Consider the following 22,604-nt stretch of genomic DNA (forward strand, 5'->3'; position numbering starts at 1 on the left):
AATACGCGGTTGCTAAGCTTTTACATATGCCAAAACAGTGAATGGTAATGCCCGGACGGGCATGAATAAGGATACAAGAATGAGTCAGGATAAGACACAGCTCGATGATGCCGGTGCGGTTGATCCCAACCTTCCACCCGATCCCTCGCGCCGTTTCTGGGTCGCCTCTGCCTGTGCAGTAGGCGGTGTAGCAGGCGTCGCCACCGCAGTTCCCTTTGTCAGTTCTTTTGCTCCGTCCGAAAGAGCAAAAGCGGCCGGCGCCCCAGTTGAAGTCGACATTTCCAAAATCGCCCCCGGTGAAATGCACACCGTTGCATGGCGCGGCAAGCCTGTATGGATACTGCACCGCACCCCCGAGCAACTCAAAGATTTGCCGAAAAACGATCCTGAGCTGGCCGATCCCAATTCCGATCGCCCGGGCTTCACACCCCCATTCGCCAAAAACGAATATCGCTCGCGCAAACCCGAATACCTGGTTTGCGTGGGCATTTGCACCCACTTGGGCTGCTCACCCACGCCGCACTTCGACGTGGGCGCCCAGCCCGGCTTGCCCGCCAGCTGGGAAGGCGGCTTTCTGTGCCCTTGCCATGGCTCTACTTACGACCTGGCCGGGCGGGTATTCAAAAACATGCCCGCTCCCGACAATCTCGAAGTACCGCCTTATGCATTTTCGGCCGACGGCAAGATGGTTACCATCGGCGTCGACGAAGACAACAAGGCTTAAGGGCTTCCATACCGGAAGCCCCTGCTTCACATGATTTTGAATCAACACGCCTCGTAAGATAGAAAAAGGAGCCGTTTCATGGCTGGCGAGAAAACCGTCGATACGACAGGGTTTTTAGGTTGGATAGATAAGCGCTTCCCGCTTACCTCCCTCTTCAAAGAACACATGTCGGAATATTACGCACCGAAAAATTTCAATTTTTGGTATTTCTTTGGCTCATTGGCACTGCTGGTGCTGGTGATCCAGATCGTGACCGGCATATTCCTGGTCATGAACTACAAGCCCGATGCCGCGATGGCGTTCGCCTCGGTCGAATACATCATGCGCGAAGTCCCCTGGGGCTGGCTGATTCGCTACATGCACTCCACCGGCGCCTCGATGTTCTTCGTGGTCGTGTACCTGCACATGTTGCGCGGCTTGTTCTACGGCTCGTATCGCAAGCCCCGCGAACTCGTCTGGATTTTCGGCGTAGCGATATTCCTCTGTCTCATGGGCGAAGCCTTTTTCGGCTATCTCCTGCCCTGGGGCCAGATGTCGTACTGGGGTGCGCAGGTTATCGTCAACCTGTTCTCGGCCATTCCTTTCATCGGACCTGAACTCTCCCTGTGGATTCGCGGCGACTATGTGGTTTCGGATGCAACGCTCAACCGCTTCTTTGCATTCCACGTGATTGCGATTCCGCTGGTGCTCATCGGACTGGTGGTAGCTCACGTCATCGCTTTGCACGAAGTGGGGTCGAACAATCCGGATGGCGTCGAAATCAAGCAAGGCCCCAAAGACGCTCAGGGCCACCCGCTGGACGGCATTCCTTTCCACCCCTACTACTCGGTCCATGACATCATGGGTGTGGCGGGCTTCCTCATGATCTTTGCCGCGATTATTTTCTTCGGCCCGGAAATGGGCGGCTTCTTCCTCGAGTACAACAACTTCATTCCCGCCGACTCGCTGAAAACACCGCCGCACATCGCTCCGGTCTGGTACTTCACGCCGTTCTACACAATGCTGCGCGCCACCACCAGCGACTTTACCTGGGTGCTGTCGGCCGGCGCCCTCATCGCCGCCATTGCCCTCTTCTTCAAAGGCAAGCTGTCGGGCGCCTGGCGGATTATCGTGCCGGTCATCCTCATTATCGTCGCAATCCTCATGAAAACCCTGGACGCCAAATTCTGGGGTGTTGTAAGCATGGGCGGCTCGGTAGTCATCCTGTTCTTCCTGCCCTGGCTCGACCACAGCCCGGTCAAGTCGATACGCTATCGTCCAACGTGGCATAAATTCCTGTACGCGATCTTCATTCTGGCCTTCCTGGTGCTGGGTTTCCTGGGCACTCAACCGCCCAACCCCACGTACAACCTGATCAGTCAAATCGGAACCGTGATCTACATGGGCTTCTTCCTCCTGATGCCAGTCTGGAGCCGCCTGGGTACATTCAAACCCGTTCCCGACCGAGTCACGTTTCACGCTCACTAAGGCCTAATACCGTACGGAATGATCATGATTAAAAAGCTGCTTGGTGCCATTGCGATATCCCTCACCTTCACGGCCGCCTTCGCGTCCGAAGGTGGGTATCCGCTAGACCGCGCACCCGATCGAATCAACGACCTGGCTTCGCTCCAAAACGGGGCCAAGCTGTTCGTCAACTACTGCCTGAACTGTCATAGCGCCAATTCCATGCGCTATAACAAGCTGACCGATATCGGTCTTACCGATGCGGAAATCAAAAAGAACCTCTTGTTTACCGGCACCAAAGTCGGCGACCTGATGCAGGTCGCCATGACGCCGGCCGACGGCAAGAAGTGGTTTGGCGCTTCGCCCCCCGACCTGTCGGTGATCGCGCGCGCCAAATCGCAGAACCTGGGGCACTCGGGCGTCGATTACATCTACACCTACCTGCGCAGCTTCTACCGCGACACCTCCATGCATACGGGCTGGAACAATCTCGTATTCCCAAGCGTGGCCATGCCCAACGTGCTATGGCAGTTGCAAGGCCCGCGCACGCTGACCCGCGTTTCCATCCACGAAGTCGAACAGGCCGATGGCACAGCCAAATGGGAACAGACCACCAGCAAGTACGACGATCAGGGTTTCTCCGAAATCAAGACCGTGGCTCTCAGCAACTATCACGGCCCGGAAGTCTCCAAAGACACTTTCGCATCCGCCGACCCGTCCAAAGTGGCTGCCTACGACAACAATGTTGCCGACATCAGCAATTTCCTGGGCTGGATGGCCGAGCCGTCCCAGTTGTTCCGCAAAAAACTGGGGGTCTGGGTCCTGATTTTCCTGGCCTTTTTCCTGTTGGTTGCGTGGCGCCTGAATGCCGCGTTCTGGAAAGACGTCAAGTAGCATTGTTACATCCGGTAGCGCTTAGCTGATCGCTTAAGCTGCCGGTCAAGAAATAGGCGTAACGTAATACGCCTATTTCCCTTTTATGAGCCGAGTTTTTGGCGTGCTCTTGTTTTTACTTCTAAGATGGAACCCACAACATGATGGTGCTCTACTCCGGAACGACTTGCCCCTTTTCCCAACGCTGCCGCTTTGTGCTGTTCGAAAAAGGTATGGACTTCGAAATTCGCGATATCGACCTCTACAACAAGCCTGAAGACATCGCAGTTATGAACCCTTACGGCCAAGTCCCCATCCTGGTCGAGCGCGATCTGGTGTTGTACGAGTCGAGCATCATCAACGAATACATCGACGAGCGCTTCCCGCATCCGCAACTCATGCCGGCTGATCCCGTCATGCGGGCCCGCACTCGCCTATTCTTGTACAACTTCGAGAAAGAGCTGTTCGTACACGTTTCCACGCTCGAGAATCGCGCGCAAACCGACAGCAAGGTACTCGACAATGCGCGTCACAACATCCGCGATCGCCTGGCGCAACTTGCCCCCATGCTGCTGAAAAACAAGTACATGCTGGGCGAAGAGTTTTCCATGCTCGACGTGGCTGTCGCCCCCTTGCTCTGGCGCCTGGATCACTATGGGATCGAGCTGCCTAAAAACGCGGCTCCGATCCAGAAATACGCCGAGCGCATTTTCTCGCGCCCGGCCTATATCGAAGCGTTGACTCCGTCCGAAAAAGTTATGCGCCGCTAAATCCATGCCTGAAACTTCGACAAAACCCTATCTGATCCGCGCCTTGCACGAGTGGTGTACCGATAACGGCTATACCCCTCATATTGTTGTAACGGTCGATGCCAACACGGTTGTGCCACGAGCACATATCCACGACGGCCAGATTACCCTGAACATCGGCACGCTGGCCACCAACCGGCTTACCCTGGGTAATGAGTTTATCGAGTTTCAAGCCCGCTTCAGCGGCGTCACTGAACACATATTCGTGCCGGTCGCCGCGGTATCGGCCATTTATGCCCGGGAAACCGGCGCCGGCATGGGTTTTGACGTAGAGCCGTCCCAACCTCATTCCGGCGACAGCGGCGCCGACGGCGATACCGCCAAACCGGCTGCCGACGCCCCCCCCGACTCACCCGACGACGATCCCAAGCGCCCGCGTCTTACTGTCGTCAAGTAGCGCTTGCTGATGGTGTTGTCCGCTGATTATGCGAACTTATGAACTTAATGAAACGTTGAAGCTCTCCCTGATGATTCGTCCGACAAGATGGCAATCATCAATAGAAAAGGTAAGTGGAATACGCATGTCAAACAGACTGTGAAGCACTTGGTCTGTCTGTGGCAGGGTTTGCGTGCCTAGATAACGCCAACTTGAGTAATGACTGGTATAGCCACGAGGCTCCGCGGCACCAAACCACTTAAGCTCAACGCCACGCTTCTTGCATGTCACAAGCAAGACATTGGCCTGTGATGTACTGATGCCGGGGACAAGAAATTGTATTGAGCTGCCGACGAACTGCTCTTCGGGCGGCCGCAGCGGCATTTTCAGACCGTCCACCCCGTCCAACTCGGATGCGACGGCGTGATAGCGCTCATTCCAGCGCGAAACGCGGTCACCCAAACAGGATAGTTGAGGCAACAATATGGCTGCACGCAGGTTATCCATGCGGCCGGAACAGTTTGGCGTATCGAGCCGTATATCGGTGTACACATGAGGCGCCGGCCCCGCTGTATGCTGATCGTAGAACATATAGGAACCAGACAGAATTACCGCTCGCGCCATCAGGCCGGAGTCATTGGTGGTCAGGAAGCCACCCTCTCCCGAATTGATATGTTTATACGTTTGGGTGCTGAAACAGGCGGCAACTCCGAAAGTTCCGCTGCTACGCCCCGCCCAGGCGGCTCCCATTGTGTGGGCACAATCCTCGATCAACGACGCACCATGCCTGTCAAGAATGGCCAACAAGGCGTCCATATCGACAATATGGCCGCGCATATGAGAGATCAGCACAAGCCGGGAGGAGGTATCACCCAGCTTTCGCTCCAGATCGTCCAGGTCGAGCACGAGCTGGTCTGTCGTCTCCACTAAAATCGTCTTGCCCCCCGCCGCATGGATGGCGCCAGGAACAGGCGACAGCGTTAACGCATTGGTGAGCACAGACTCGCCCGCCTGCAGTCCAAAGGCCCGCAACGCCGTCACCATTGCGTAGCCACCCGAAGCGCATGCCAGGCAGTAGTCCACTCCGAGATAATTCGCGAATTGGTTTTCGAGAGTCACCACTTCGGAGGTTTCGCCTTGATTCACGTTATAGCGATGCAAGCGCCCGCCACGCATTATCTCAATGGCACGCTCAATGCCGATTTCCGGCACTGGTTCTTGCTGGGTAAAAGACTTTTCAAAGTTTTCCACGGCTATCTCCCGCGCTTGATGCGTAGTTCCTTTGCTCGTAGACATCGAAATCCCAGCACGTGTCGGGGTAATACTTGCGCAACCGCCAATCACACGCCCGCGCATGACCCTCCATACCCTCGGCACGAGAAATCCGCGAGCCTACGGCACTGAACACCTTATTGGCCTGGGGCGAGAGCTCTTGATAGGTAAGAACTTTTAGAAACTTTTGTACATTCAAGCCGCCACTGTAACGACCGGCGCCCTTGGTAGGAAGAATATGATTGGTACCCGAACATTTGTCTCCGTGACTAACGGTGCTTCCTTCGCCAAGAAACAAGGATCCATAGTTGCTGAGATTGTCGCGCCACCAAGACGGATCTTCGGCAAGAACCTGCACATGCTCGGGAGAATATTGATCACTGATCTTCACTACCTCATCGCGTGATTCACACAATATGACCACGCCATGATCGCGCCATGCGGCAATGACCACATCCGCATTGGGCATGTCGGCGGCCACCTGGGGCATTAGTTCAGCGACCGCGTGGCCCAGGCGCTCGGACGTGGTAAAAAGCCAGACTGGGGAATTCGGGCCATGCTCGGCCTGGGACACCAGATCGACGGCAATGGTCATCGGATCGGCGCTTCCGTCGGCAATAATCGCCGACTCTGTCGGACCGGCGAAAACATCGATGCCTACCTGTCCAAACAGAATACGTTTGGCTTCCGCCACATAGGCATTACCGGGGCCCACGATAATATCGGCCTGCGGGCAACCAAACAGCCCGTAAGCCATGGTGGCGACGGCCTGTACTCCCCCCATTTCAAGAATAATGTCGGCGCCGGAAAGGTCCATCGCGTAAGCCACCGCGGAGTTTATACTTGAGCCACGCGGAGGCGAGCTCGCGACAATACCCGAAACACCGGCGACCTTGGCAGTAGCAACGCTCATGATGGCTGACGCGGCGTGAGCATAACGCCCTCCGGGGACATAACACCCTGCGGCGGCGATCGAAACCACACGCTGGCCCAACCGTACACCCGGTTCAGTTTCAATCTCGAATTCGGTCAGGCTGTTACGTTGCGCCTGGGCAAACCTGACAACCTGATTATGTGCAAAACAAATATCCTCCCGCAACCCATCGGGCACTTCACTGATAAGTGCTTCACGCTTTGACGCAGAAAGCACAAAATCACCTTCCCAGCCGTCCAACCGTCGCGCATAGTCGATAACCGCTTGTTCACGCCGCTTTTCTATGTCGGCAAGCATCGCCTCTACACGCTCCTGAATCAATTTGTTCTCGGCGCGAACCTGTCCGATTGCTGCGGCCGTCTTGATGTAACGCACATTAGTCTCCAGAATTCTCGATTGAATAGGGCAACCCACGCATCGCCAGATAGTGCGAAAGGCATAGCTATCTTCTTTGACCTGCGTAGACCTATTGACCTGGTGCCGGCTCAGCAATTGCAGACTGGCTGCAGGGATAATTTGAAAATGGTACGTGACTGTGGTTGTTTCTCTTAATACCAGATATGATCTATCCATAAAGCCAGCATTTTTTACCCTCCGCCGACACCGTGAGCCACAAAATGAAGCCGTTGACTCGCACCATCGACATAATGTGGCCGCAGCTATTCCGGCAATTCGAAAAGCAATCCAGCACATTGCAAGGGCAATTGCGCGACATGCTGATGCATGCCGTTATAGAAGGTTTTATTCTTCCAGGCGAAACCCTTCCCTCCAGCCGCCTTCTGGCCCAGACGCTCGGGCTATCTCGTACGACGGTCATGCTGGCGTTGCAGGCACTGGCAGACAAAGGCATGGTTGTAGGCCAGCAACGCAGCGGTTATGTGGTTGCCGAACAACCTCAGGCCGCCCATCTTGGTGCCCGGAAGCAACCTGACGAGGCGATGCCACGAGAAGGCGTCGCGTGGGAACGCCGTTTGCTTATTACCCCATCAACACAACAGAACATAGAAAAGCCGGCCGACTGGCAGCAACAGCCATTTCCCTTTATTTACGGGCAGTTTGACGCCAGCCTGTTTCCGATCCACGATTGGCGCGAGTGCGTACTGGAATCCCTTCAGCCACGCGCCTTACATCTCTGGGCTCCCGATCACCTCGACCGCGACAATGAACCGCTCGTCGAACAAATCCAGCGACGCCTGCTTCCCGCACGCGGCATATGGGTCGAGCAAGACGAAATTCTTGTTACAGCAGGGGCTCAGCAAGCCACATTTCTGTTGTCCCAACTACTGATAGGCCCAAATACCAGAATCGGTATTGAAAATCCCGGTTATCCTGACGCACGCAACAATTTTTCGCTCAGATCAAAAAACATCCAGCCTTTGGCCGTAGATAGCGATGGCCTTGTGCCAGACGCCACGCTGTCACACTGCGATTATGTTTACGTCACGCCTAGCCATCAATGCCCGACTACGGTAACCATGTCGATCGAGAGACGACGCCTGTTACTGTCCTATGCGGCGCGCGATGACTTCATAGTGATCGAGGACGATCACGAAAGTGAGCTTAATTTTTCAGGCCGGCCGACTCCCGCCCTTAAAAGCCTGGACACTGCGCAGCGCGTTATCTATGTCGGCAGCCTCTCAAAGACACTCGCCCATGGTCTGCGGCTAGGCTTTGTCGTGGCGCCGGCAGAACTCATACGCGAGCTTCGATCCCTACGACGTCTAATGATGCGACACGTGCCGACCAATAATCAGCAGTCAGCGGCCAGCTTCATCGCCCACGGCCACCATGAAGCTTTCATGCGTCGGCTTAATATAGCTTACCGGCATCGGGCCGCCGCTTTATATTCGGCCCTGCAAGCCTATACGCCGCAACTGTCACAAGTGCCCGCAGAAGGCGGCTCAGCGCTCTGGGTCAGCGGGCCGCCAGGGCTGGACACACGAAAACTCGCGCAGCGCCTCTATGCAAGAGGTGTTGTCGTCGAACCTGGAGACGTCTTCTTCGCCGGCAACGAACAACCGCAAAATCATCTGCGAATCGGCTATTCGTCTATTGCAATAGACCGTATTGAACCGGGGGTAAAGATCATCGCAGAAGAACTCATGCTGAACCCTTAATCGCCAAAAACACGACTTACCAAGGTCATACCTCATTCGATGAGTCGTAGTGTGAATACGCTGGCCTTATCAATAAAATTCATCTGGACCTACCTGCGCATTTATTGGACTGCTAACGTTGAACAACCATAAGGAGGCCAATTCATGTTCGACACTATTATCGCAGGCGGTGAAATCATTGACGGCACTGGAGCACCGAGTTTCGTGGCCGACATTGGTATTGCAGGAGACCGCATCATTGCACTGGGTGATTTGAAGCAAGCCAGCGCAGCCAACCGTATCGACGCAAGCGGATTAACCGTCACACCCGGCTTCATCGACATCCACACCCATTCCGATTTCACGCTACTTGCCGACGGACGTGCTGATAGCCAACTCTGCCAAGGCGTTACAACTGAAGTCATCGGACAATGTGGCTTTAGCTGTGCGCCGCTCGGCCGACACGCAGGCGGCAGTCAACTGTTCGGTTACGTCGACGCCGGTATTCCAATTAACTGGCGCTCTTTCGGAGAGTATCTCGAACAACTCGAAAAGGCGCGTCCTGCCGTCAATGTGGCGGCATTCGTTGGCCATGGTGCAATTCATAGCTCAGTTAAAGAAAATGATTCATCGCCTAGCACTGCTGACGAAATAAACGCCATGCAGCGGCTCACGGAAGAAGCCTTTGACGACGGAGCGTGGGGATTTTCGACGGGCCTCGAATATTGGCCAGGCATTGCGGCCTCGCTCGAAGAGATCACGACACTAACCACCGTCGCGGCCAAACGCAATGGCCTGTACTCCACTCATGTGCGTAACCGTGATGTTTATTACGACCTGGGTTTTTCCGAAGCCATTGCAACGGCACGGCACACTAATGCCAAACTCCAAATCTCGCACATACAACCCAAGTTTGGTGCGCCCGCCATGGCCATGCAGCACACGCTCGAAATGCTATATCGCGCAGAGCGCGAAGGCGTAGACGTTGCTTTCGATATTATCCCGCATGACTGGAACCATACAAGTACGGTGTCGGTACTGCCTATGTGGGCACGCGAAGGTGGTACAACTAAAACCCTCGAACGTCTTAAAGACCCGACTTTGCGCAAACGCATGAAGGAGAATCCAAACCACATGTGGCGCCTGGTTACAGCAGGACGCTGGAATGACATTGTATTGTTGCATTCGGTATCGAATGCTGCCCTGATTGGTATGAATTTCTCGGACATCGCTCAACTGCGAGGCGTAGAACCATTTGATGCAGTGCTGGATCTACTAATGGAGGAAGGAGAGGGCTTGCCGCAAATGATGTGGACTTCTCACAGCTTTAACGATAATGACATTTGCATGTGTATGCGAGAAAACAAATGCATGGTGATGTCAGATACGTTGGCCCTTTCGCAACGTGGCCCGCTAAAGGGGCTTATCGGATCGCTTAGCGGCTACGGATGGACGGCTCGCTTACTTGGCCACTATGCCCGCGAACGTGGAATTATTTCATTAGTGGAAGCAGTCAATCGTATCACTGTTCGGCCCGCCGAACGGCTTGGGTTGGCCGATCGAGGGAGGCTTCGAGCGGGAGCATTCGCTGACGTTACAGTCTTCAATCCGGAACTGGTGCACGATGAATCGACCGTGCGAGCGCCTCTCAATTCGCCCAAAGGTTTCGTTCACGTCATGGTTAACGGGTGCTTTGCAGTGCGCGACGGAACGCGAAACGATGTGCAGTCTGGGCGTGTACTGCGTCATTAATCTCAACACGACACCACGCAGATTAGGTCTGGATGGATCGTCACTTACCGCTCGCCAACTGCCGGGTTGATACGCCCGGGCAGTTGAGAAACCTCCAGCATCAGAGGAAATCGAGGCATGAAGAAATTTACTGACCCTTGCCACTACTAGCTAAATCAGCAAATGATTTCAGTTTCGGATTGTCGTTGACCAACTTTAAGTATTTATCGGTGATATACGTCTTGGGGTCCGGCAATGGCTCATCCGCACGCAAAGCGCCGACCTCTTTCGAAAAGGAAGCAATTGTGTTCATATTGGTATCAACGCGAGACGCTTGCGAGCCGCGCTTGAATAAAGCCAATTGTTGGGAAAGATCAAAAGTGGGGCGACGATCAAACTCTTTATTCATCGCCGCCTCCGAGATGGAGACACCACCCGTTGCGTAGTATTTTTTCATCAAGGCAAGAGCATCCTTCCGGTTGGCCTCCAACCAACGCTGGGCACGCAAATAGACAGCAAGGAAGGCCGCTACTCGTTGCGGATGGGCGTTACCCCACTCTGCCCGTACGACTACATTGCCAGGAATCAAAACACCGGCATCCTTACCCGAACAGAGCAGCTTAGCACCCGCTTTCTCTTCTACTGTGTACGTATTGGGCGCCCATAGCGCACCAATTTCGACGCTACCTGAACTCATGGCAGATACAATCTGAGCTTGATCCATTGACCGTATGGTGACGTCACCCTTTTTCAGGCCAAACTTCTTTAGACAGTACCGAGCGGCCAGGTCTACCGTAGAGTTTCCGGTCAGATATATCGTCTTACCCTTGATTGACGCGGGATTTTTGATGTAATTATCACTATTTGGACCATGCACGTAGAGTGCGTTGACGGCCGACTGATCTTCGGCGAGCGCGATCGTGTGAAGCCCGAACCGCACGGCACCGAGTACTGCAGGCACCGATCCAACTATGCCCACATCCCACGATCTGCTCGCTGCAATTTGCGGTGCGCCGGCAGGGAAGTTGGTAATTGTTACCTTCAGGCCGACATCCTTCCACCAACCTTTTTCTTCAGCCACTAAAAAGGGTAAGGTACTAAACAAGGCAGGCTGCGAGCCTATACGAACCTCTTGCAATTCTTTAGCTGAAACGCCCAAGGTTGTGAGCATTAGCAACACGGCCACAACCCAATTAATAATCTTATTCATACCATTTCTCCTCGATTTATTTCAAAGACAACTGTAACGATAGAAACTCAACGCGTTGGGGATTAATTAGCTACTGATTCGTTTTGCTCACGCAGCAACCGCCAGATCTGCGTTCGCAGATGCACAAATGACTCAAGATCCATTACGTCTTCAATGCGTTCGTACTGTTGCCATCCTTCGGCATCACGAACTGGCTTAATATCGACTATTTCCTGAATTCTTCCTGGACGGCGGGTCATCACAACCACACGGTCGGCCAGATAAACGGCCTCTTCGACGGCATGAGTGATAAACATCACGGTTCGCGGATTGACCCGCCCCACGCGCAGCAGTTCTTCCTGCATCACCGTGCGAGTTTGAGCATCGAGCGCCCCAAAGGGTTCGTCCATTAAAAGTACGCTGGGATTGAGCACGTAGGCACGAGCAATTGCCACACGTTGCTGCATGCCACCGGAAAGCTGATGGGGATAGGCAGATTCATAGCCGTCCAAACCCATAAGCCGTATATTGCATTGGATGCGCTCGTCTGCCTCGCTGCGAGCAACACGCAGCGACCGAAGCCCGAACCGAATATTCTCCGAGACGGTCTTCCATGGAAATAGTGCGAACTGCTGGAACACCACTGCACGCTCCGGCCCCGGAGCTTTAACCTCCTTGCCACCCACTGCAACACTCCCCGTACTGGCGAACTCCAGCCCGGCAGCCATGCGCAAACACGTAGTTTTGCCACAGCCAGAGGGTCCGACCACGGCGACAAACTCCTTTTCCTGCACAGAAAAAGTAATGTCATCGAGAGCCAGGAAATCTTTACCTTCCCGACGAAAGCTACGAGAGACATTAGAAAAGACAATATTGCTCATAAATCCATCAGCCTCGCTTATAATTAAGCCAACGCTCAACACCACCCAAACCAAAATCAATAAGCATCCCCACTACACCCGTAGCGATCATGCCCACCATCACAATCGGGGTGTCTAAGGCGGCTTGCGCGCGCACCATTAATAGGCCAATACCACTGTTAGACGCGATCAATTCGGCACCAATCAACGATTGCCAGCCAGCCCCTGCACCAACTCGCAGGCCGGCGATGACAGATGGGAGCGCGGCGGGTAAAAGCACCTCATAGACAATGCGGACGCCTGAAGCACCGTAGACCTGTGCCGCCTCGATATACTTTTGTTCGACAAAGAGGGAGCCTCGATAAGCGTTAATGAGACATGGGGGAAAGGCTCCGGCAAAGATAATCATGGTGGGGCCGCCAATTCCAGCTCCAAACCACAATGCCGCGAAGGGTACCCACGCAATAGGAGCAATAAACCGCAAGCTATCAAACAGGGGCGTCACGATATTGTCCAGCCAACGATACCAGCCCATTAACAGACCCATCGGAACCCCGACAGCCGCGGCCAAGAAGAAGCCACTCATGAATCGTCCAATGCTGGCGGCCAGGTGGTCTTGCAGAGTTAAGTCAGAAAATGGAACCGTTACTAGTTTTAGTCCTTCGTCCAATACATCCCAAGGAAATGGCAAAAATTCACGTGGCGCCAGTTTGGCCCAAGCCGCAAAAACCCATATGCCGAAAAAAAGCAGCATTCCCGTTATTGGAAGCGCAATGGCCTGTGCTTTAGTAAGTCTGCCGTCCATCGTAAAACCTCAGTTGTTTGTACGCCAGGGCATCGAAAGGTGCTCAACATAATCAAATGCTGCCGTGAGCACAAAGCCGACAATCGCTACGGTTACCATACCCACCAGAATCATCGCAGGATAGATATCCAGACTGGCCTGGTAGAGAATTTTGCCTAATCCTAAGGGAGCACCGAGAAGCTCTGCGGCGACAAGAGCCGTAAGACAGACTTGTAGTGACAACCGCACTCCCGTGAAAATGGACGGTAATGCGCCCGGCACAATCACTTCTTTCACAAGAGGCCACCCGCGAATACCGAGCATTTGGCTGGCTTCGATTATGGTTAAGGGAATATTGCGCACGCCTGTAAAACTATTGATAACCGAAGGTACAAACGCAGCAAGCCATAAAATCATGATTTTCGCTGCATCACCCAGCCCGAGCCATACAATGGCTAGTGGGATCCAGGCTAATGCAGGAATGGGCCGAATTAGTAGAAAAACGGGGCCCACCAGCGCCTCGGCCTTTCTGCTCCAGCCAATCCATAGCCCTAATGGCACACCTAGAGCCGTCGCAGCAAGAAACCCCAGCAAGATAAGCTTTACACTTTGCAAAATATGCTGGAGCAAAAGCCCTCCGGCATAGCCTTCGCCCAGTGTTAGCTGACGCGCCGCTGCAATGAACTGTTCGGGCGTTGGGAAAAGTTGTGGGTTGATAAAGCCATACTTGGAGCCGAAATACCACGAACCAAGCACTGTCAACACGACAACAACACCCACTTGCGCCCGTAGAAACTTATCCCTGGCAATCATGGTTGTTAACGGCAAATGCCGTGACAAGGTGGCGGAGCGTTAATGGCGGCACAGCCATTATTTACAATGACGTTCATGATTTTGTCTCCATATTTTGCTTTTGGGAAATGGTACGTGACTGTAGTTATTTCTCTTAATACCAGTTATGACCTATCCGTAAGACCAGGAATTTCCTGATTAGCGATAACAGCACTTGCCCGGCAGGCGCGCCTGGCACTGGCCTCTTTCTTCTGACAATACACGGACAATTGCGTGTATCGCGTTGCCGCACAGACATTGTCGATTTAACGGCTAGGTCGGCATTAACCCATTGATAAAAAAAGTAATTAAGCAACACAAGCGCCCCTTTATATGTATTAAAGGCCTTACTGCATAAGACAGTGATTTATTAACTTTCCTGTCCTGCGCTGTCACGGTTAGAAAACCTGCAAAGCCTTATTCTGCGTGTGTTAGCGGCAAACGCTAAACACAAAAATCTTGTAGAATGTCTGCTTTGCCGGTTTAGCTCAGTTGGTAGAGCAGCGCACTTGTAATGCGAAGGTCGAGGGTTCAACTCCTTTAACCGGCACCAGTATTCATGCGGCTCTCCGCGCCAAATGGCCACCTCTAGGGGTGGTCATTTTGGTTTTTGGGGTCATTATGCTCCACACTGTGCCTATCCTTGCAGCCTAAGAGCGAACGCAGATATCCTCTTTACGGCGTACAGTATCTGAAATACAAGATACAAAAGCGCTCACCTCGTCGAGCACCGGAAAAAAAGATCGCAGTAAAGGCGCAAACGCCCCAACCAGTAGGCCATGGCCTACGTCTTCAAGGATAATGGTTTGCACCGGAACATGCGCGGCGCGTAGATCCGCGGCGAGACCTGCGGAATTTCTCTCCGGATCCACTACATCATCTGCGGCGCCGGTAATCAGCAGTGTGGGCGGTGCTGCAGCAGTAACGTGTCTTACGGGCTGCGAGTCCACAGGCGTATTCGGATAGAGAAAAGCGAGCTTTATGGACTCGGCCACAATGGGCAGGAAGTCGTAGGGGCCTGCGATACCTATCCAGCCGCGCAGCGCCGCCGGACTTGCATCGAGTTTTGCAAGCCAGCGTGGATCCAGCGCCACCATGGCTGCATTGTAGGCCCCCGCACTGTGGCCAGCTACAAAAACGTTGCCGACGTTACCCCCATATTCGCCTATGTGTTTCAGTGTCCACGATACCGCTTGGGCTGTATCCTCAATGAAGACGGGATATGCTACCTCAGGAGACAGGCGGTAATCGGCCACTACGGCCATGATGCCTCGTGAAGCCAGCGCTTTACCTACAAAGCCATACTGCCCACGCGACCCGCTGTTCCAGTTTCCCCCGTAGAGGAATACGACCACATTGGGCGCCGACTCCGATTGCGCAGGAATATAGATATCAAGCTTTTGGCGCATTTCGTTGCCATAAGACAGGTTTTTCACCACCTTGCTTTTTACGTCAGCCCAAGCAAGCATGTTCACAAGCCTCAGCGGGGAAAACACGGCCAGTGCCGCCAACGACAGCAATACTATTATTGAGGCATAGATCACGGGACGAAGCACCGTCAATTCAATAGCCAGAGAGAAAAATTGAGCACCGAAGCAAAGGCCACCCATGCCAGATAGGGCAACATCAAATAGCCTGCCAGCCGGTCGCGACGCATAAAAAGCATAGTCACTATCGCGATCATGACGAGCAGGATACCGATATCGATCAGCGCCAGGCCGGAGCGGTGCAAGCCAAAGAAAATCCAGGACCATAGTCCGTTCAAAACTAGCTGTATTGCCCATAAAGCAAGAGCGCTGTCGATCCTCCCGACTCGTGTCCATATGCGCCAGGCGGCAACCGCCATCATCACATACAGAACGGTCCACACAGGCGCGAAAATCCAGTTCGGCGGGTTGAAAAATGGTTTGTTTAACGACGCATACCAAGGGCCTGGCAGGAACTGGCTTCCTATCAATGCCGTTGCCCCGGTCAAGGCAAGAAAAACGACCAACGATTTGTATTGATGCATTGTCATCTACCTGATTTGATTAATAGCTCTAAGCGCATGGCAGTGCCTTATCCGATACAACGAGAAGATCGCACGTCATCACTGCTTCATCATCTGCCCCAGCGCAGTCAGCCGCAGACGATATGGCAACAGTTCAATTACCTTGAGCAGCCGTGTAAATCGTTTCGGAAAATGAATCTCAAACTGTCCCTTCTCGATACCATCGATTATCTGCCTGGCAGCCTCGTTCGCGGAAATCATGGCGGGCATAGGAAACTTGTTATTGGCGGTCAGCTTGGTTTTCACAAAACCGGGGTTCACCAAATAGACACCCAGGCCCTTTGGGTGCAGCTCTGCATAAAGCAGTTCCGCCAAGTTGATGAGTGCAGCCTTGGTCGGCCCGTACACGGTGGCATTGGGCAGCCCCAGGTAGCCAGCCACACTGGCGATCAACGCAATCGAACCATTGCCTCGAGCGATCAGGCCAGGCAGGATCACTTCAAGCCCGTAATAAACGCTGGAAAGATTGGTTTCAATTGTTCCTCGAACCTTGTCTGACTGCAGTTCCCATGGACGTATCTGCTCATACTGCGCGGCACAAAAAACGATCAGATCCAGCCCGCCCCACTCTTGAATCAATCGATCGTGCACGACCCTCCACGCGGCAGGATCCGTGACATCCATGGGCAGCACGCTGGCCAGCGCCGAGTTGGCGGCAACAGCGAGAAGCGCATCCTGCCTGCGCGCGCTCAGGGCGACGCGCGCTCCCTGCCGCAGCAGGTCGAGGGCAACTGCCGCGCCGATACCGCTGGAGGCACCAACCAGCCATACTCGTTTCCCCTGCCAGTGAGTCCAGCGAGGATTAAGCGCCTTCAGAAACATGATAGCCTCGCTATGCCTGCAACCAATTATTGGTCACGGCGAAAAAACACAGTGACCTGCCCGACTTCGAAACCAAACTTCGTCACGCTAGCCCTATTCACGACGGTCGTCTCATCCACCCTGAAGAGCCAGTCATCAAACTTGACGTTGTGGACGGAGTCGCCAACCGGCAACTTAAGCGTGTAGCGCATGCGAAAGGCATTGCCGGCCCCCTTGCCTATGGCTACGCCCACCACATCATCAGCCCTGCCATGCAGTGAACCATCCGTCTGCCGCGTAAAAGTCCATACACGCTCCTGACTCGTTCCATCGGTATAGAAGAAATGCTCTTTTAGAATGAACTTGTCATCCTGGTTATGGCCCTCCATCTTTATGTGAAAGCGCTTGACGACCTCGCCACTGCGTTTTTGAAACATGCCCCATGCTTCGGTCTTGCCCTGAAAATACTGGGTGACATCGAGCTTGGGCTCGTCCTGGGCGTAGCGGGAAACATCGGGCATGGCGCAGGCAGTAAGTGCCAGCACACTTCCCAGCATAAGCAGTCTTTTCATGTGGTTTGTTCTCCATTTGAATCGTGAAAATTACGCAAGCGCCACAAGGCCAGCAACTTCAAAAAACATGGCAACCCACCGTAGGTCCAGGCCAAGGCATGCCCGCCGCTGCCGATCTCGCCGGGCTGGTAATCCAGAATGGCCAGCCAGGGCAGAGCAAGACCCGATAAAGCCAGCGCGAGCTTCCCGAGCAGGCTCCATAAACCGTAGTAGGCCGCTGGCGCTTGGCGATCGGGTATCAGGCGGGCCAGCAAAACCGGAGGCAACACCAGGTCGGCGCCAAGTGAAAGGCCTGCCAATACACAAATGGCAAGATAAGGGTAGCGATCACCAGGCCCCAGCGTGGCAGCCCACACAAAAGTGATGATTGCCAGAATCATGCCCAGTCGCCATGCGCGAGCCGGGCCCAGGCGCGTTGCCAGTTTCATCCATACCGGCATGCCTGCCGCGCCGGCCAGAAAATACGTGCCCAGAAAATAGCCCGACCAGTGCGGTTCCACGAGCACATCGGCAATAAAGAAAAGCGCAAGTGTGGCCGGAACGGATACCGACAAAGCGTTCAGAAAATAAGGAGGCAACAGGCGCCTGACCGGCTGGTTAGCCAGGCAGACGCGCCATGAAGCGCTATTTTCCGCCAGTTGAGCATGAAGCCACGACGGCGCCCGATGGAGCAAGGCAGTAACGCCCAGCGCCAGCAGGAGCGCGAACGCGATGGAGTAGGCACCCATGCTTTGTTGAGAACTCCTGTCTGCGGCATTGACCAGCCAGGCTGGAAGCGTGCTCGCAAGCACAACCCCGGCCAGGCCGAAGGCCTCACGCCAGCCCGCAGCTTTGGTCAACCCAACGGTATCGGGCGCCAATCGGGCGCCCCAAGCCAGATAGGCGATGTTCAGCACGCTGTGAGCGGTATAGACAATGATCAGAGCAAACGCCAGCCATGCAGCCAGCAGCGGACCGGATACTGGCGCCAGCCACAATCCGGCAAAGGCAATAATAAGCACCAGGCATGCCACCCACAGCGCACGGCCAAGGCGGGATCGACGCGCAAGACGGTCCACCCACAGACCTATCCAGGGGTCCTGGACCGTATCGACAATCCTGGCGGCAAATAGCACAAACCCTGTCAGCGACAGCGACAGCCCAAGCTGGCTGGTGTAGTAAATGGGTACCTGAATGTAGACAGGCAAGGCTGCCATGGCCAGCGGCATGCCGAGCAGGCCATATGCCGCGAACGAAGCTGCGCGTCGGCTCATGGCCTTGCCTTCAGCAAATCGTTGCGCAGGCCTGGCGCCCGCGTCTCTGCATGCAGCCAGATTTCAAAAAAGGCACGTGCAAACTGAACGTCGTCGATATCCGCCGTGAGCCGGGTGCCGGCATAGAACCTCACGCCTTCGCCGGGTAGATAAACCCCAGTAAGCGTGTCGCCCGACTTTACATCAACAAAAGCCGTCTGCATCAGGTCGCGCCAATGCGCCAGCGTAACACTGGACACGGGACGAGCCGCCAGACGCATCATTTCATCCAGGCTGCTGTCAACAATCTTGCTGCGCGCAATAGTGCGATGGTAGGTCAGTTGCAACGCAAACGGCGCATCGAAGGGGGCTGAGTCGCAGCTACCCCACAATTGCGCAGTATAAATATCAAATCCAAACATTCGAAACTCGCCCTGCCCGCAAAGCTGTGCATCCGGCAGCGCCGGTCGCCAGTCCGACCACGCATGGCCGCTGAAGAAAAACAGGGCGAGTGCAATCAGGCCGCCGCGCATGCTAGCTGGGCCTGGTAAATACAAATTGCACAACATCCGTGCGCTGCTCTTCAAACCCCGCCTCGCAATAAGCAAGGTAGAGCCGCCAGACACGCACAAAAGCATCGTCGAATCCCAGCCTGCGAACTTCTGTCAGATTCTTCTCGAATGCCTGTCGCCAGCGCCTGAGGGTTTCGGCGTAATCCAGGCCGAAGCGCAGCGTAATGTCACCCTCAAGACCAGCCTTGCGCCCTACCCCGAGCAGTCGCTCCGGGCTAGGCAGCATGCCGCCAGGGAAAATGGCCTGCCTGATGAAGTCGCTGCTGCGGCGATAATGCTCGAATCGCGCTTCGTCGATGGTGATGGATTGAAGCAGTGCCTGTGCTCCGGGCTTGAGCCGTTCGTGCAAGATGCGGCCAAACTCCGGCCAGAATTTTTCGCCTACCGCTTCGAACATTTCTATAGAGACCACGGCGTCGTACTGGCCATGCAGATCACGATAATCGCAAAGCTCTACCCGGACGACCTCAGTGAGCCCTTCATCCAGGATGCGTTGCCGCGCCAATTCGTACTGGGCTTCAGAAATCGTCACGGCATGCACTCGTATTCCCTGACGGGCGGCATGCAAGGCAAACCCTCCCCAGCCACAGCCTATTTCCAGCACCTGCATACCCGGCCGCAATGCCAAAGACTGCACGATATGCTCGTACTTGTCAGTCTGGGCCTGTTCGAGGCTCTTTGCCGCCTCTCCCGCAAACAGCGCGCTGGAATAACTCATCCCGGGATCCAGCCACTGTTTATAAAACGCGTTGCCGATATCGTAATGGGCATGGATATTGCGTTTGCTTCCCGCCCGGCTGTTCACGCGCAAGCGATGCAACAAGGCGTACCACAGGCGCGAAATCCATTTGCCCCACACCGCCTCGGGAAGCACCGCTTCATTGCACAAAGCAAAGCGCAGCAGGTCTGTCAAATCCGGGGTGTCCAGCCAGCCAGCCTGATAGGCATCTGCAAAACCGATGTCACCGCTCTTAAGTATCCGCGAGCAAGCACGCCAATCATGGATGGTCAGCACGGCCCCAGGCAGCGACATGGAGTTGCCGAATATTCGCCTCTCGCCTGATGGCATTACCAGAGTCAGATGTCCGACCCGGACGCGCTCGAGCAGCGAAAAAAATAGCTGGGCATACGTGGGCACACGCTCTATGGCGGAGTCAGACGCAAAGTAGGATGTCATGGTTTCTTTTCTGTTATTGCGTTTTCGGAAGTAACGGTGGGTGATGCCGCGTTCGAAACTTGAGGTTTTGGAAAAAATGGAACGTTAGCTAGCCAAAGACGCACTGCCTGCCAATAAATTCGTGCAATGATTGAAAATGTCATAAAAGGCTGTCTCATTAAGGCCTGCGTAGCCGATTGGCGGTTGAGCACGCTCTTGCGCCCACCAATTGATGTACGCAACACCAGACCAGCGCTATCAAAATAATCAATGCCCACGAATGAAGTGTCTGCCGTGTCCCGTACGCGAAACTGATATCGGCCTTCTACGCGACAAAAAGGCGATACATGCAATTGCTTCCGGCATTCGAGCGTGGTGCTGCTGGTGATGGCCTGGCCCTCTGGCCCAGTCAGCAGATAACTGTGCCGCTCTCCGAAGGTACTGGTTACCTCAGCCAATAGCGCTCGCAATCCGCCTGCGCTGTCATGGCAATACCAGAAACTTACCGGATTGAAGACGTAGCCGAAGACGCGGGGAAAGGTCTGCAGCCAGATCTCGCCATCGGCCTGCACGCCCGCTTCGGCAAGATGCCGACGCATCCAGGCGGCCAGATCAGATCCGTCGCATGCCCCATAGTCGCGCGTACGGATGCCCATCAAGCAACGGCGATCTACACCAAACCACCATCGATCAAGATCTTTCAGCCGATCAAGATTGAGCCGTACGCAGAACACCGGGTAAACAAAACGGTTGTGCGCAGGCCGCAGCCGTTCATGCATAACCCGCTCAACCAGCAACAAGGGGGGACTTAGTGTGTCTGAAGTGGAACCAAAGGTGCTCATAACTTGGCCCATTCCGGGGAAACGCCAAAACTTTTGGCGATGCGAAGCGCTGATTTCAGGCCGTCTTCGTGAAAACCATAACCCGTCCAGGCACCGACATGCCAGGTGCCGTTCAACCCCTGCAGCGAGGAAAGCTGCGTCTGTGCCGCAATGGCATGCAGGTCAAGAATGGGATGCGCATACTCGAAGGAAGACAGCAGCTTCTCCGGCGCGGGCGGCTCGATGGGGTTCAGGGTTACCACCAGTGGCGTGCTGAACGGCAAGGGCTGGAGCTGATTAAGCAGATAGCTAACACAAACAGGACGGCTGGCGCCCGCCGCATTTGCGCCCAGGTAGTTCCAGGCGGACCATACGCGGCGACGGCGAGGCAAAAGAGAAGCATCGGTATGAAGCACCGCCGTATTTTTTTGATAGCGCACGGCGCCGAGTATGGCTTGCTCGCGCCTATCGGGATTTGCCAGCATGCGCAGCGAGTCAGGAGCGTGCGTAGCCATGATGACAGCATCGAATTGCTCTGCGCCCGACGCGGTCAATATGGAAACGCTGCCTGCGTTGCGAGAAATCCCGAGCACCCGGGAGTTCAGGCGCAGGCCGGGAATCTGGCGAATCATGCGTCCCACGTATTCACGGCCACCGCCGACCACGGTTCTCCATTGAGGACGATTGCGCACTTGCAACAGCCCGTGATTTACGCAGAAACGAAGAAAAGTTGCGGCCGGGAAGTTCAGGATATCGGCGGCGGCGCTAGACCAGATAGCCGACGACATGGGAAGCAGATAGTTGTTCCTGAAAGTGATGCCATAACCGCCCTGCAACAAGAGCTCGTTCAAAGAGCAGCCCGTGGTCTCTGCCATATCAAGATGGCGCTGCGCCGAACCATTGAAACGCACGATATCGCGCAACATGCCAATAAAGCTCGGCGAAAAAATGTTGCGCCGCTGCGCAAACACCGTGTTCAGATCACTGCCCGCCCATTCAAGCCGGCCATCATCGAGCGACACGGAAAAGCTCATGTCACTGGGATGTGTGGCTACCCCCAGCTCTTCGAACAGCTTGATGAGATTCGGATAGGTGCGGTCATTGAGAACCAGAAAGCCGGTATCGACGGGATGCGTCACGCCGTCCAGGGTCACATCCACCGTATTGGTATGCCCACCGGGATAGTCGGCGGCTTCGAACAAGGTGACGTCGTAACGCCTGGCCAGCAAGTAAGCGCTGGCCAGGCCACTGATGCCCGCACCCACCACGGCGACACGCGCGCCATAAACGGGGGCGCTAGACATGAAGCACCCTGACGGTCGGCACACCGCTTTGATGTGGGTGGCGACGGCGGCACGGTGGTGGCGCGATGCAAACCCTAGGAATATCTGTGCGAGCAGTAAACATTGTGCGCATTCTCAGCAATCAGTGATAAGATTAAATCTACTTCCATGTCAAAACCGCTACTATTTAGT

Annotated in this window: 22 protein-coding genes and 1 tRNA gene; 8 read left to right on the forward strand and 15 right to left on the reverse strand. The window is 54.7% G+C overall.

All coding sequences use genetic code 11. The annotated features are described in order from the left end of the window. Positions 1 to 79: 79 nt before the first annotated feature. From petA to LSG25_RS14775, 5 genes are all read left to right on the forward strand, one after another. Positions 80 to 724 (forward strand): ubiquinol-cytochrome c reductase iron-sulfur subunit, encoded by a 645-nt coding sequence (petA, locus tag LSG25_RS14755; protein WP_232741670.1) that lies wholly within the window; start codon positions 80 to 82, stop codon positions 722 to 724. A 78-nt stretch (positions 725 to 802) separates the two neighbouring features. Then, entirely contained in the window at positions 803 to 2,191 is a 1,389-nt protein-coding gene (locus tag LSG25_RS14760) for a cytochrome bc complex cytochrome b subunit (RefSeq protein ID WP_232741671.1), read from the forward strand. Positions 2,192 to 2,209: 18 nt separating this feature from the next. Next, positions 2,210 to 3,064 (forward strand): cytochrome c1, encoded by an 855-nt coding sequence (locus LSG25_RS14765; protein WP_232741672.1) that lies wholly within the window; start codon positions 2,210 to 2,212, stop codon positions 3,062 to 3,064. A 140-nt stretch (positions 3,065 to 3,204) separates the two neighbouring features. Then, complete coding sequence (locus LSG25_RS14770; RefSeq protein ID WP_232741673.1) at positions 3,205 to 3,813, forward strand: glutathione S-transferase N-terminal domain-containing protein; 609 nt, start codon at positions 3,205 to 3,207, stop codon at positions 3,811 to 3,813. A 4-nt stretch (positions 3,814 to 3,817) separates the two neighbouring features. After that, positions 3,818 to 4,249, forward strand: a complete 432-nt coding sequence (locus LSG25_RS14775; protein ID WP_232741674.1) for a ClpXP protease specificity-enhancing factor — start codon at positions 3,818 to 3,820, stop codon at positions 4,247 to 4,249. A gap of 36 nt (positions 4,250 to 4,285) precedes the next feature. Here LSG25_RS14775 and LSG25_RS14780 read toward each other — a convergent pair whose 3' ends face one another. Further along, entirely contained in the window at positions 4,286 to 5,479 is a 1,194-nt protein-coding gene (locus LSG25_RS14780) for a DegT/DnrJ/EryC1/StrS aminotransferase family protein (protein WP_232741675.1), read from the reverse strand. Further along, positions 5,466 to 6,809, reverse strand: a complete 1,344-nt coding sequence (gene hisD, locus LSG25_RS14785) for a histidinol dehydrogenase (protein WP_305072044.1) — start codon at positions 6,807 to 6,809, stop codon at positions 5,466 to 5,468. The genes LSG25_RS14780 and hisD overlap by 14 nt, the downstream gene beginning before the upstream one ends. 251 nt (positions 6,810 to 7,060) lie before the next feature. On the opposite strand from hisD, the gene LSG25_RS14790 reads away from it, so the two are divergent. Both LSG25_RS14790 and LSG25_RS14795 read left to right on the forward strand, forming a co-directional pair. After that, positions 7,061 to 8,551: a PLP-dependent aminotransferase family protein gene (locus LSG25_RS14790; protein ID WP_370635880.1), complete on the forward strand. Its 1,491-nt coding sequence runs from the start codon at positions 7,061 to 7,063 to the stop codon at positions 8,549 to 8,551. Between the two features lie 144 nt (positions 8,552 to 8,695). Then, positions 8,696 to 10,282, forward strand: coding sequence for an amidohydrolase family protein (locus LSG25_RS14795; RefSeq protein ID WP_232741676.1), 1,587 nt, complete (start codon positions 8,696 to 8,698; stop codon positions 10,280 to 10,282). 127 nt (positions 10,283 to 10,409) lie between these two features. Here LSG25_RS14795 and LSG25_RS14800 read toward each other — a convergent pair whose 3' ends face one another. The 4 genes from LSG25_RS14800 to LSG25_RS14815 form a co-directional block, all read right to left on the reverse strand. Then, positions 10,410 to 11,471, reverse strand: a complete 1,062-nt coding sequence (locus tag LSG25_RS14800) for an ABC transporter substrate-binding protein (protein ID WP_232741677.1) — start codon at positions 11,469 to 11,471, stop codon at positions 10,410 to 10,412. A 62-nt stretch (positions 11,472 to 11,533) separates the two neighbouring features. After that, entirely contained in the window at positions 11,534 to 12,331 is a 798-nt protein-coding gene (locus LSG25_RS14805) for an ABC transporter ATP-binding protein (RefSeq protein WP_232741678.1), read from the reverse strand. A 7-nt stretch (positions 12,332 to 12,338) separates the two neighbouring features. Then, positions 12,339 to 13,115, reverse strand: a complete 777-nt coding sequence (locus LSG25_RS14810) for an ABC transporter permease (RefSeq protein WP_232741679.1) — start codon at positions 13,113 to 13,115, stop codon at positions 12,339 to 12,341. 9 nt (positions 13,116 to 13,124) lie between these two features. Then, a complete protein-coding gene (locus LSG25_RS14815) occupies positions 13,125 to 13,907 on the reverse strand; it encodes an ABC transporter permease (RefSeq protein ID WP_232741680.1) in 783 nt (260 codons plus the stop codon). A gap of 495 nt (positions 13,908 to 14,402) precedes the next feature. Here LSG25_RS14815 and LSG25_RS14820 point away from each other — a divergent pair. Further along, a tRNA-Thr gene (locus LSG25_RS14820) sits at positions 14,403 to 14,478 on the forward strand. Between the two features lie 97 nt (positions 14,479 to 14,575). Here LSG25_RS14820 and LSG25_RS14825 read toward each other — a convergent pair. The 9 genes from LSG25_RS14825 to LSG25_RS14865 all read right to left on the reverse strand — a co-directional run bounded on the left by LSG25_RS14825 (position 14,576) and on the right by LSG25_RS14865 (position 22,433). Next, on the reverse strand, positions 14,576 to 15,535 hold the full coding sequence (locus tag LSG25_RS14825; protein ID WP_232741681.1) for an alpha/beta hydrolase: 960 nt from the start codon (positions 15,533 to 15,535) through the stop codon (positions 14,576 to 14,578). Next, entirely contained in the window at positions 15,484 to 15,936 is a 453-nt protein-coding gene (locus LSG25_RS14830) for a TspO/MBR family protein (RefSeq protein WP_132476166.1), read from the reverse strand. Before LSG25_RS14830 ends, LSG25_RS14825 begins: the two co-directional genes overlap by 52 nt. 78 nt (positions 15,937 to 16,014) lie before the next feature. Beyond that, positions 16,015 to 16,797, reverse strand: coding sequence for an SDR family NAD(P)-dependent oxidoreductase (locus tag LSG25_RS14835; protein WP_232741682.1), 783 nt, complete (start codon positions 16,795 to 16,797; stop codon positions 16,015 to 16,017). Positions 16,798 to 16,823: 26 nt separating this feature from the next. Further along, positions 16,824 to 17,348 carry a DUF3833 domain-containing protein gene (locus LSG25_RS14840; protein WP_232741683.1) on the reverse strand — a complete coding sequence of 175 codons (525 nt, stop codon included), beginning with the start codon at positions 17,346 to 17,348 and terminating at the stop codon, positions 16,824 to 16,826. Further along, positions 17,345 to 18,601: an MFS transporter gene (locus LSG25_RS14845; RefSeq protein WP_232741684.1), complete on the reverse strand. Its 1,257-nt coding sequence runs from the start codon at positions 18,599 to 18,601 to the stop codon at positions 17,345 to 17,347. Before LSG25_RS14845 ends, LSG25_RS14840 begins: the two co-directional genes overlap by 4 nt. After that, positions 18,598 to 19,113: a chalcone isomerase family protein gene (locus LSG25_RS14850; RefSeq protein WP_232741685.1), complete on the reverse strand. Its 516-nt coding sequence runs from the start codon at positions 19,111 to 19,113 to the stop codon at positions 18,598 to 18,600. The genes LSG25_RS14845 and LSG25_RS14850 overlap by 4 nt, the downstream gene beginning before the upstream one ends. A gap of 1 nt (position 19,114) precedes the next feature. Then, positions 19,115 to 20,329 carry a cyclopropane-fatty-acyl-phospholipid synthase family protein gene (locus LSG25_RS14855; protein ID WP_232741686.1) on the reverse strand — a complete coding sequence of 405 codons (1,215 nt, stop codon included), beginning with the start codon at positions 20,327 to 20,329 and terminating at the stop codon, positions 19,115 to 19,117. Continuing rightward, positions 20,326 to 21,162: a DUF1365 domain-containing protein gene (locus LSG25_RS14860; protein WP_255696583.1), complete on the reverse strand. Its 837-nt coding sequence runs from the start codon at positions 21,160 to 21,162 to the stop codon at positions 20,326 to 20,328. Before LSG25_RS14860 ends, LSG25_RS14855 begins: the two co-directional genes overlap by 4 nt. Beyond that, positions 21,147 to 22,433: an NAD(P)/FAD-dependent oxidoreductase gene (locus tag LSG25_RS14865; RefSeq protein WP_232741688.1), complete on the reverse strand. Its 1,287-nt coding sequence runs from the start codon at positions 22,431 to 22,433 to the stop codon at positions 21,147 to 21,149. The genes LSG25_RS14860 and LSG25_RS14865 overlap by 16 nt, the downstream gene beginning before the upstream one ends. Positions 22,434 to 22,604: the final 171 nt, after the last annotated feature.

This window comes from Paralcaligenes sp. KSB-10 (assembly GCF_021266465.1).
GTDB lineage: Bacteria > Pseudomonadota > Gammaproteobacteria > Burkholderiales > Burkholderiaceae_B.

Excerpts from the sequence above, each read along its gene's own strand:
- LSG25_RS14775 (WP_232741674.1), top strand. The coding sequence starts at position 3,818 with ATGCCTGAAACTTCGACAAAACCCTATCTGATCCGCGCCTTGCACGAG.
- LSG25_RS14825 (WP_232741681.1), bottom strand. The coding sequence starts at position 15,535 with ATGGGTGGCCTTTGCTTCGGTGCTCAATTTTTCTCTCTGGCTATTGAA.
- LSG25_RS14815 (WP_232741680.1), bottom strand. The coding sequence starts at position 13,907 with ATGATTGCCAGGGATAAGTTTCTACGGGCGCAAGTGGGTGTTGTTGTC.
- LSG25_RS14830 (WP_132476166.1), bottom strand. The coding sequence starts at position 15,936 with ATGCATCAATACAAATCGTTGGTCGTTTTTCTTGCCTTGACCGGGGCA.
- LSG25_RS14860 (WP_255696583.1), bottom strand. The coding sequence starts at position 21,162 with ATGGGCCAAGTTATGAGCACCTTTGGTTCCACTTCAGACACACTAAGT.
- LSG25_RS14845 (WP_232741684.1), bottom strand. The coding sequence starts at position 18,601 with ATGAGCCGACGCGCAGCTTCGTTCGCGGCATATGGCCTGCTCGGCATG.
- LSG25_RS14865 (WP_232741688.1), bottom strand. The coding sequence starts at position 22,433 with ATGTCTAGCGCCCCCGTTTATGGCGCGCGTGTCGCCGTGGTGGGTGCG.
- LSG25_RS14850 (WP_232741685.1), bottom strand. The coding sequence starts at position 19,113 with ATGCGCGGCGGCCTGATTGCACTCGCCCTGTTTTTCTTCAGCGGCCAT.
- LSG25_RS14765 (WP_232741672.1), top strand. The coding sequence starts at position 2,210 with ATGATCATGATTAAAAAGCTGCTTGGTGCCATTGCGATATCCCTCACC.
- LSG25_RS14855 (WP_232741686.1), bottom strand. The coding sequence starts at position 20,329 with ATGACATCCTACTTTGCGTCTGACTCCGCCATAGAGCGTGTGCCCACG.
- LSG25_RS14770 (WP_232741673.1), top strand. The coding sequence starts at position 3,205 with ATGATGGTGCTCTACTCCGGAACGACTTGCCCCTTTTCCCAACGCTGC.
- LSG25_RS14760 (WP_232741671.1), top strand. The coding sequence starts at position 803 with ATGGCTGGCGAGAAAACCGTCGATACGACAGGGTTTTTAGGTTGGATA.
- petA (WP_232741670.1), top strand. The coding sequence starts at position 80 with ATGAGTCAGGATAAGACACAGCTCGATGATGCCGGTGCGGTTGATCCC.
- LSG25_RS14835 (WP_232741682.1), bottom strand. The coding sequence starts at position 16,797 with ATGTTTCTGAAGGCGCTTAATCCTCGCTGGACTCACTGGCAGGGGAAA.
- LSG25_RS14840 (WP_232741683.1), bottom strand. The coding sequence starts at position 17,348 with ATGAAAAGACTGCTTATGCTGGGAAGTGTGCTGGCACTTACTGCCTGC.
- LSG25_RS14795 (WP_232741676.1), top strand. The coding sequence starts at position 8,696 with ATGTTCGACACTATTATCGCAGGCGGTGAAATCATTGACGGCACTGGA.
- LSG25_RS14805 (WP_232741678.1), bottom strand. The coding sequence starts at position 12,331 with ATGAGCAATATTGTCTTTTCTAATGTCTCTCGTAGCTTTCGTCGGGAA.
- LSG25_RS14800 (WP_232741677.1), bottom strand. The coding sequence starts at position 11,471 with ATGAATAAGATTATTAATTGGGTTGTGGCCGTGTTGCTAATGCTCACA.
- LSG25_RS14810 (WP_232741679.1), bottom strand. The coding sequence starts at position 13,115 with ATGGACGGCAGACTTACTAAAGCACAGGCCATTGCGCTTCCAATAACG.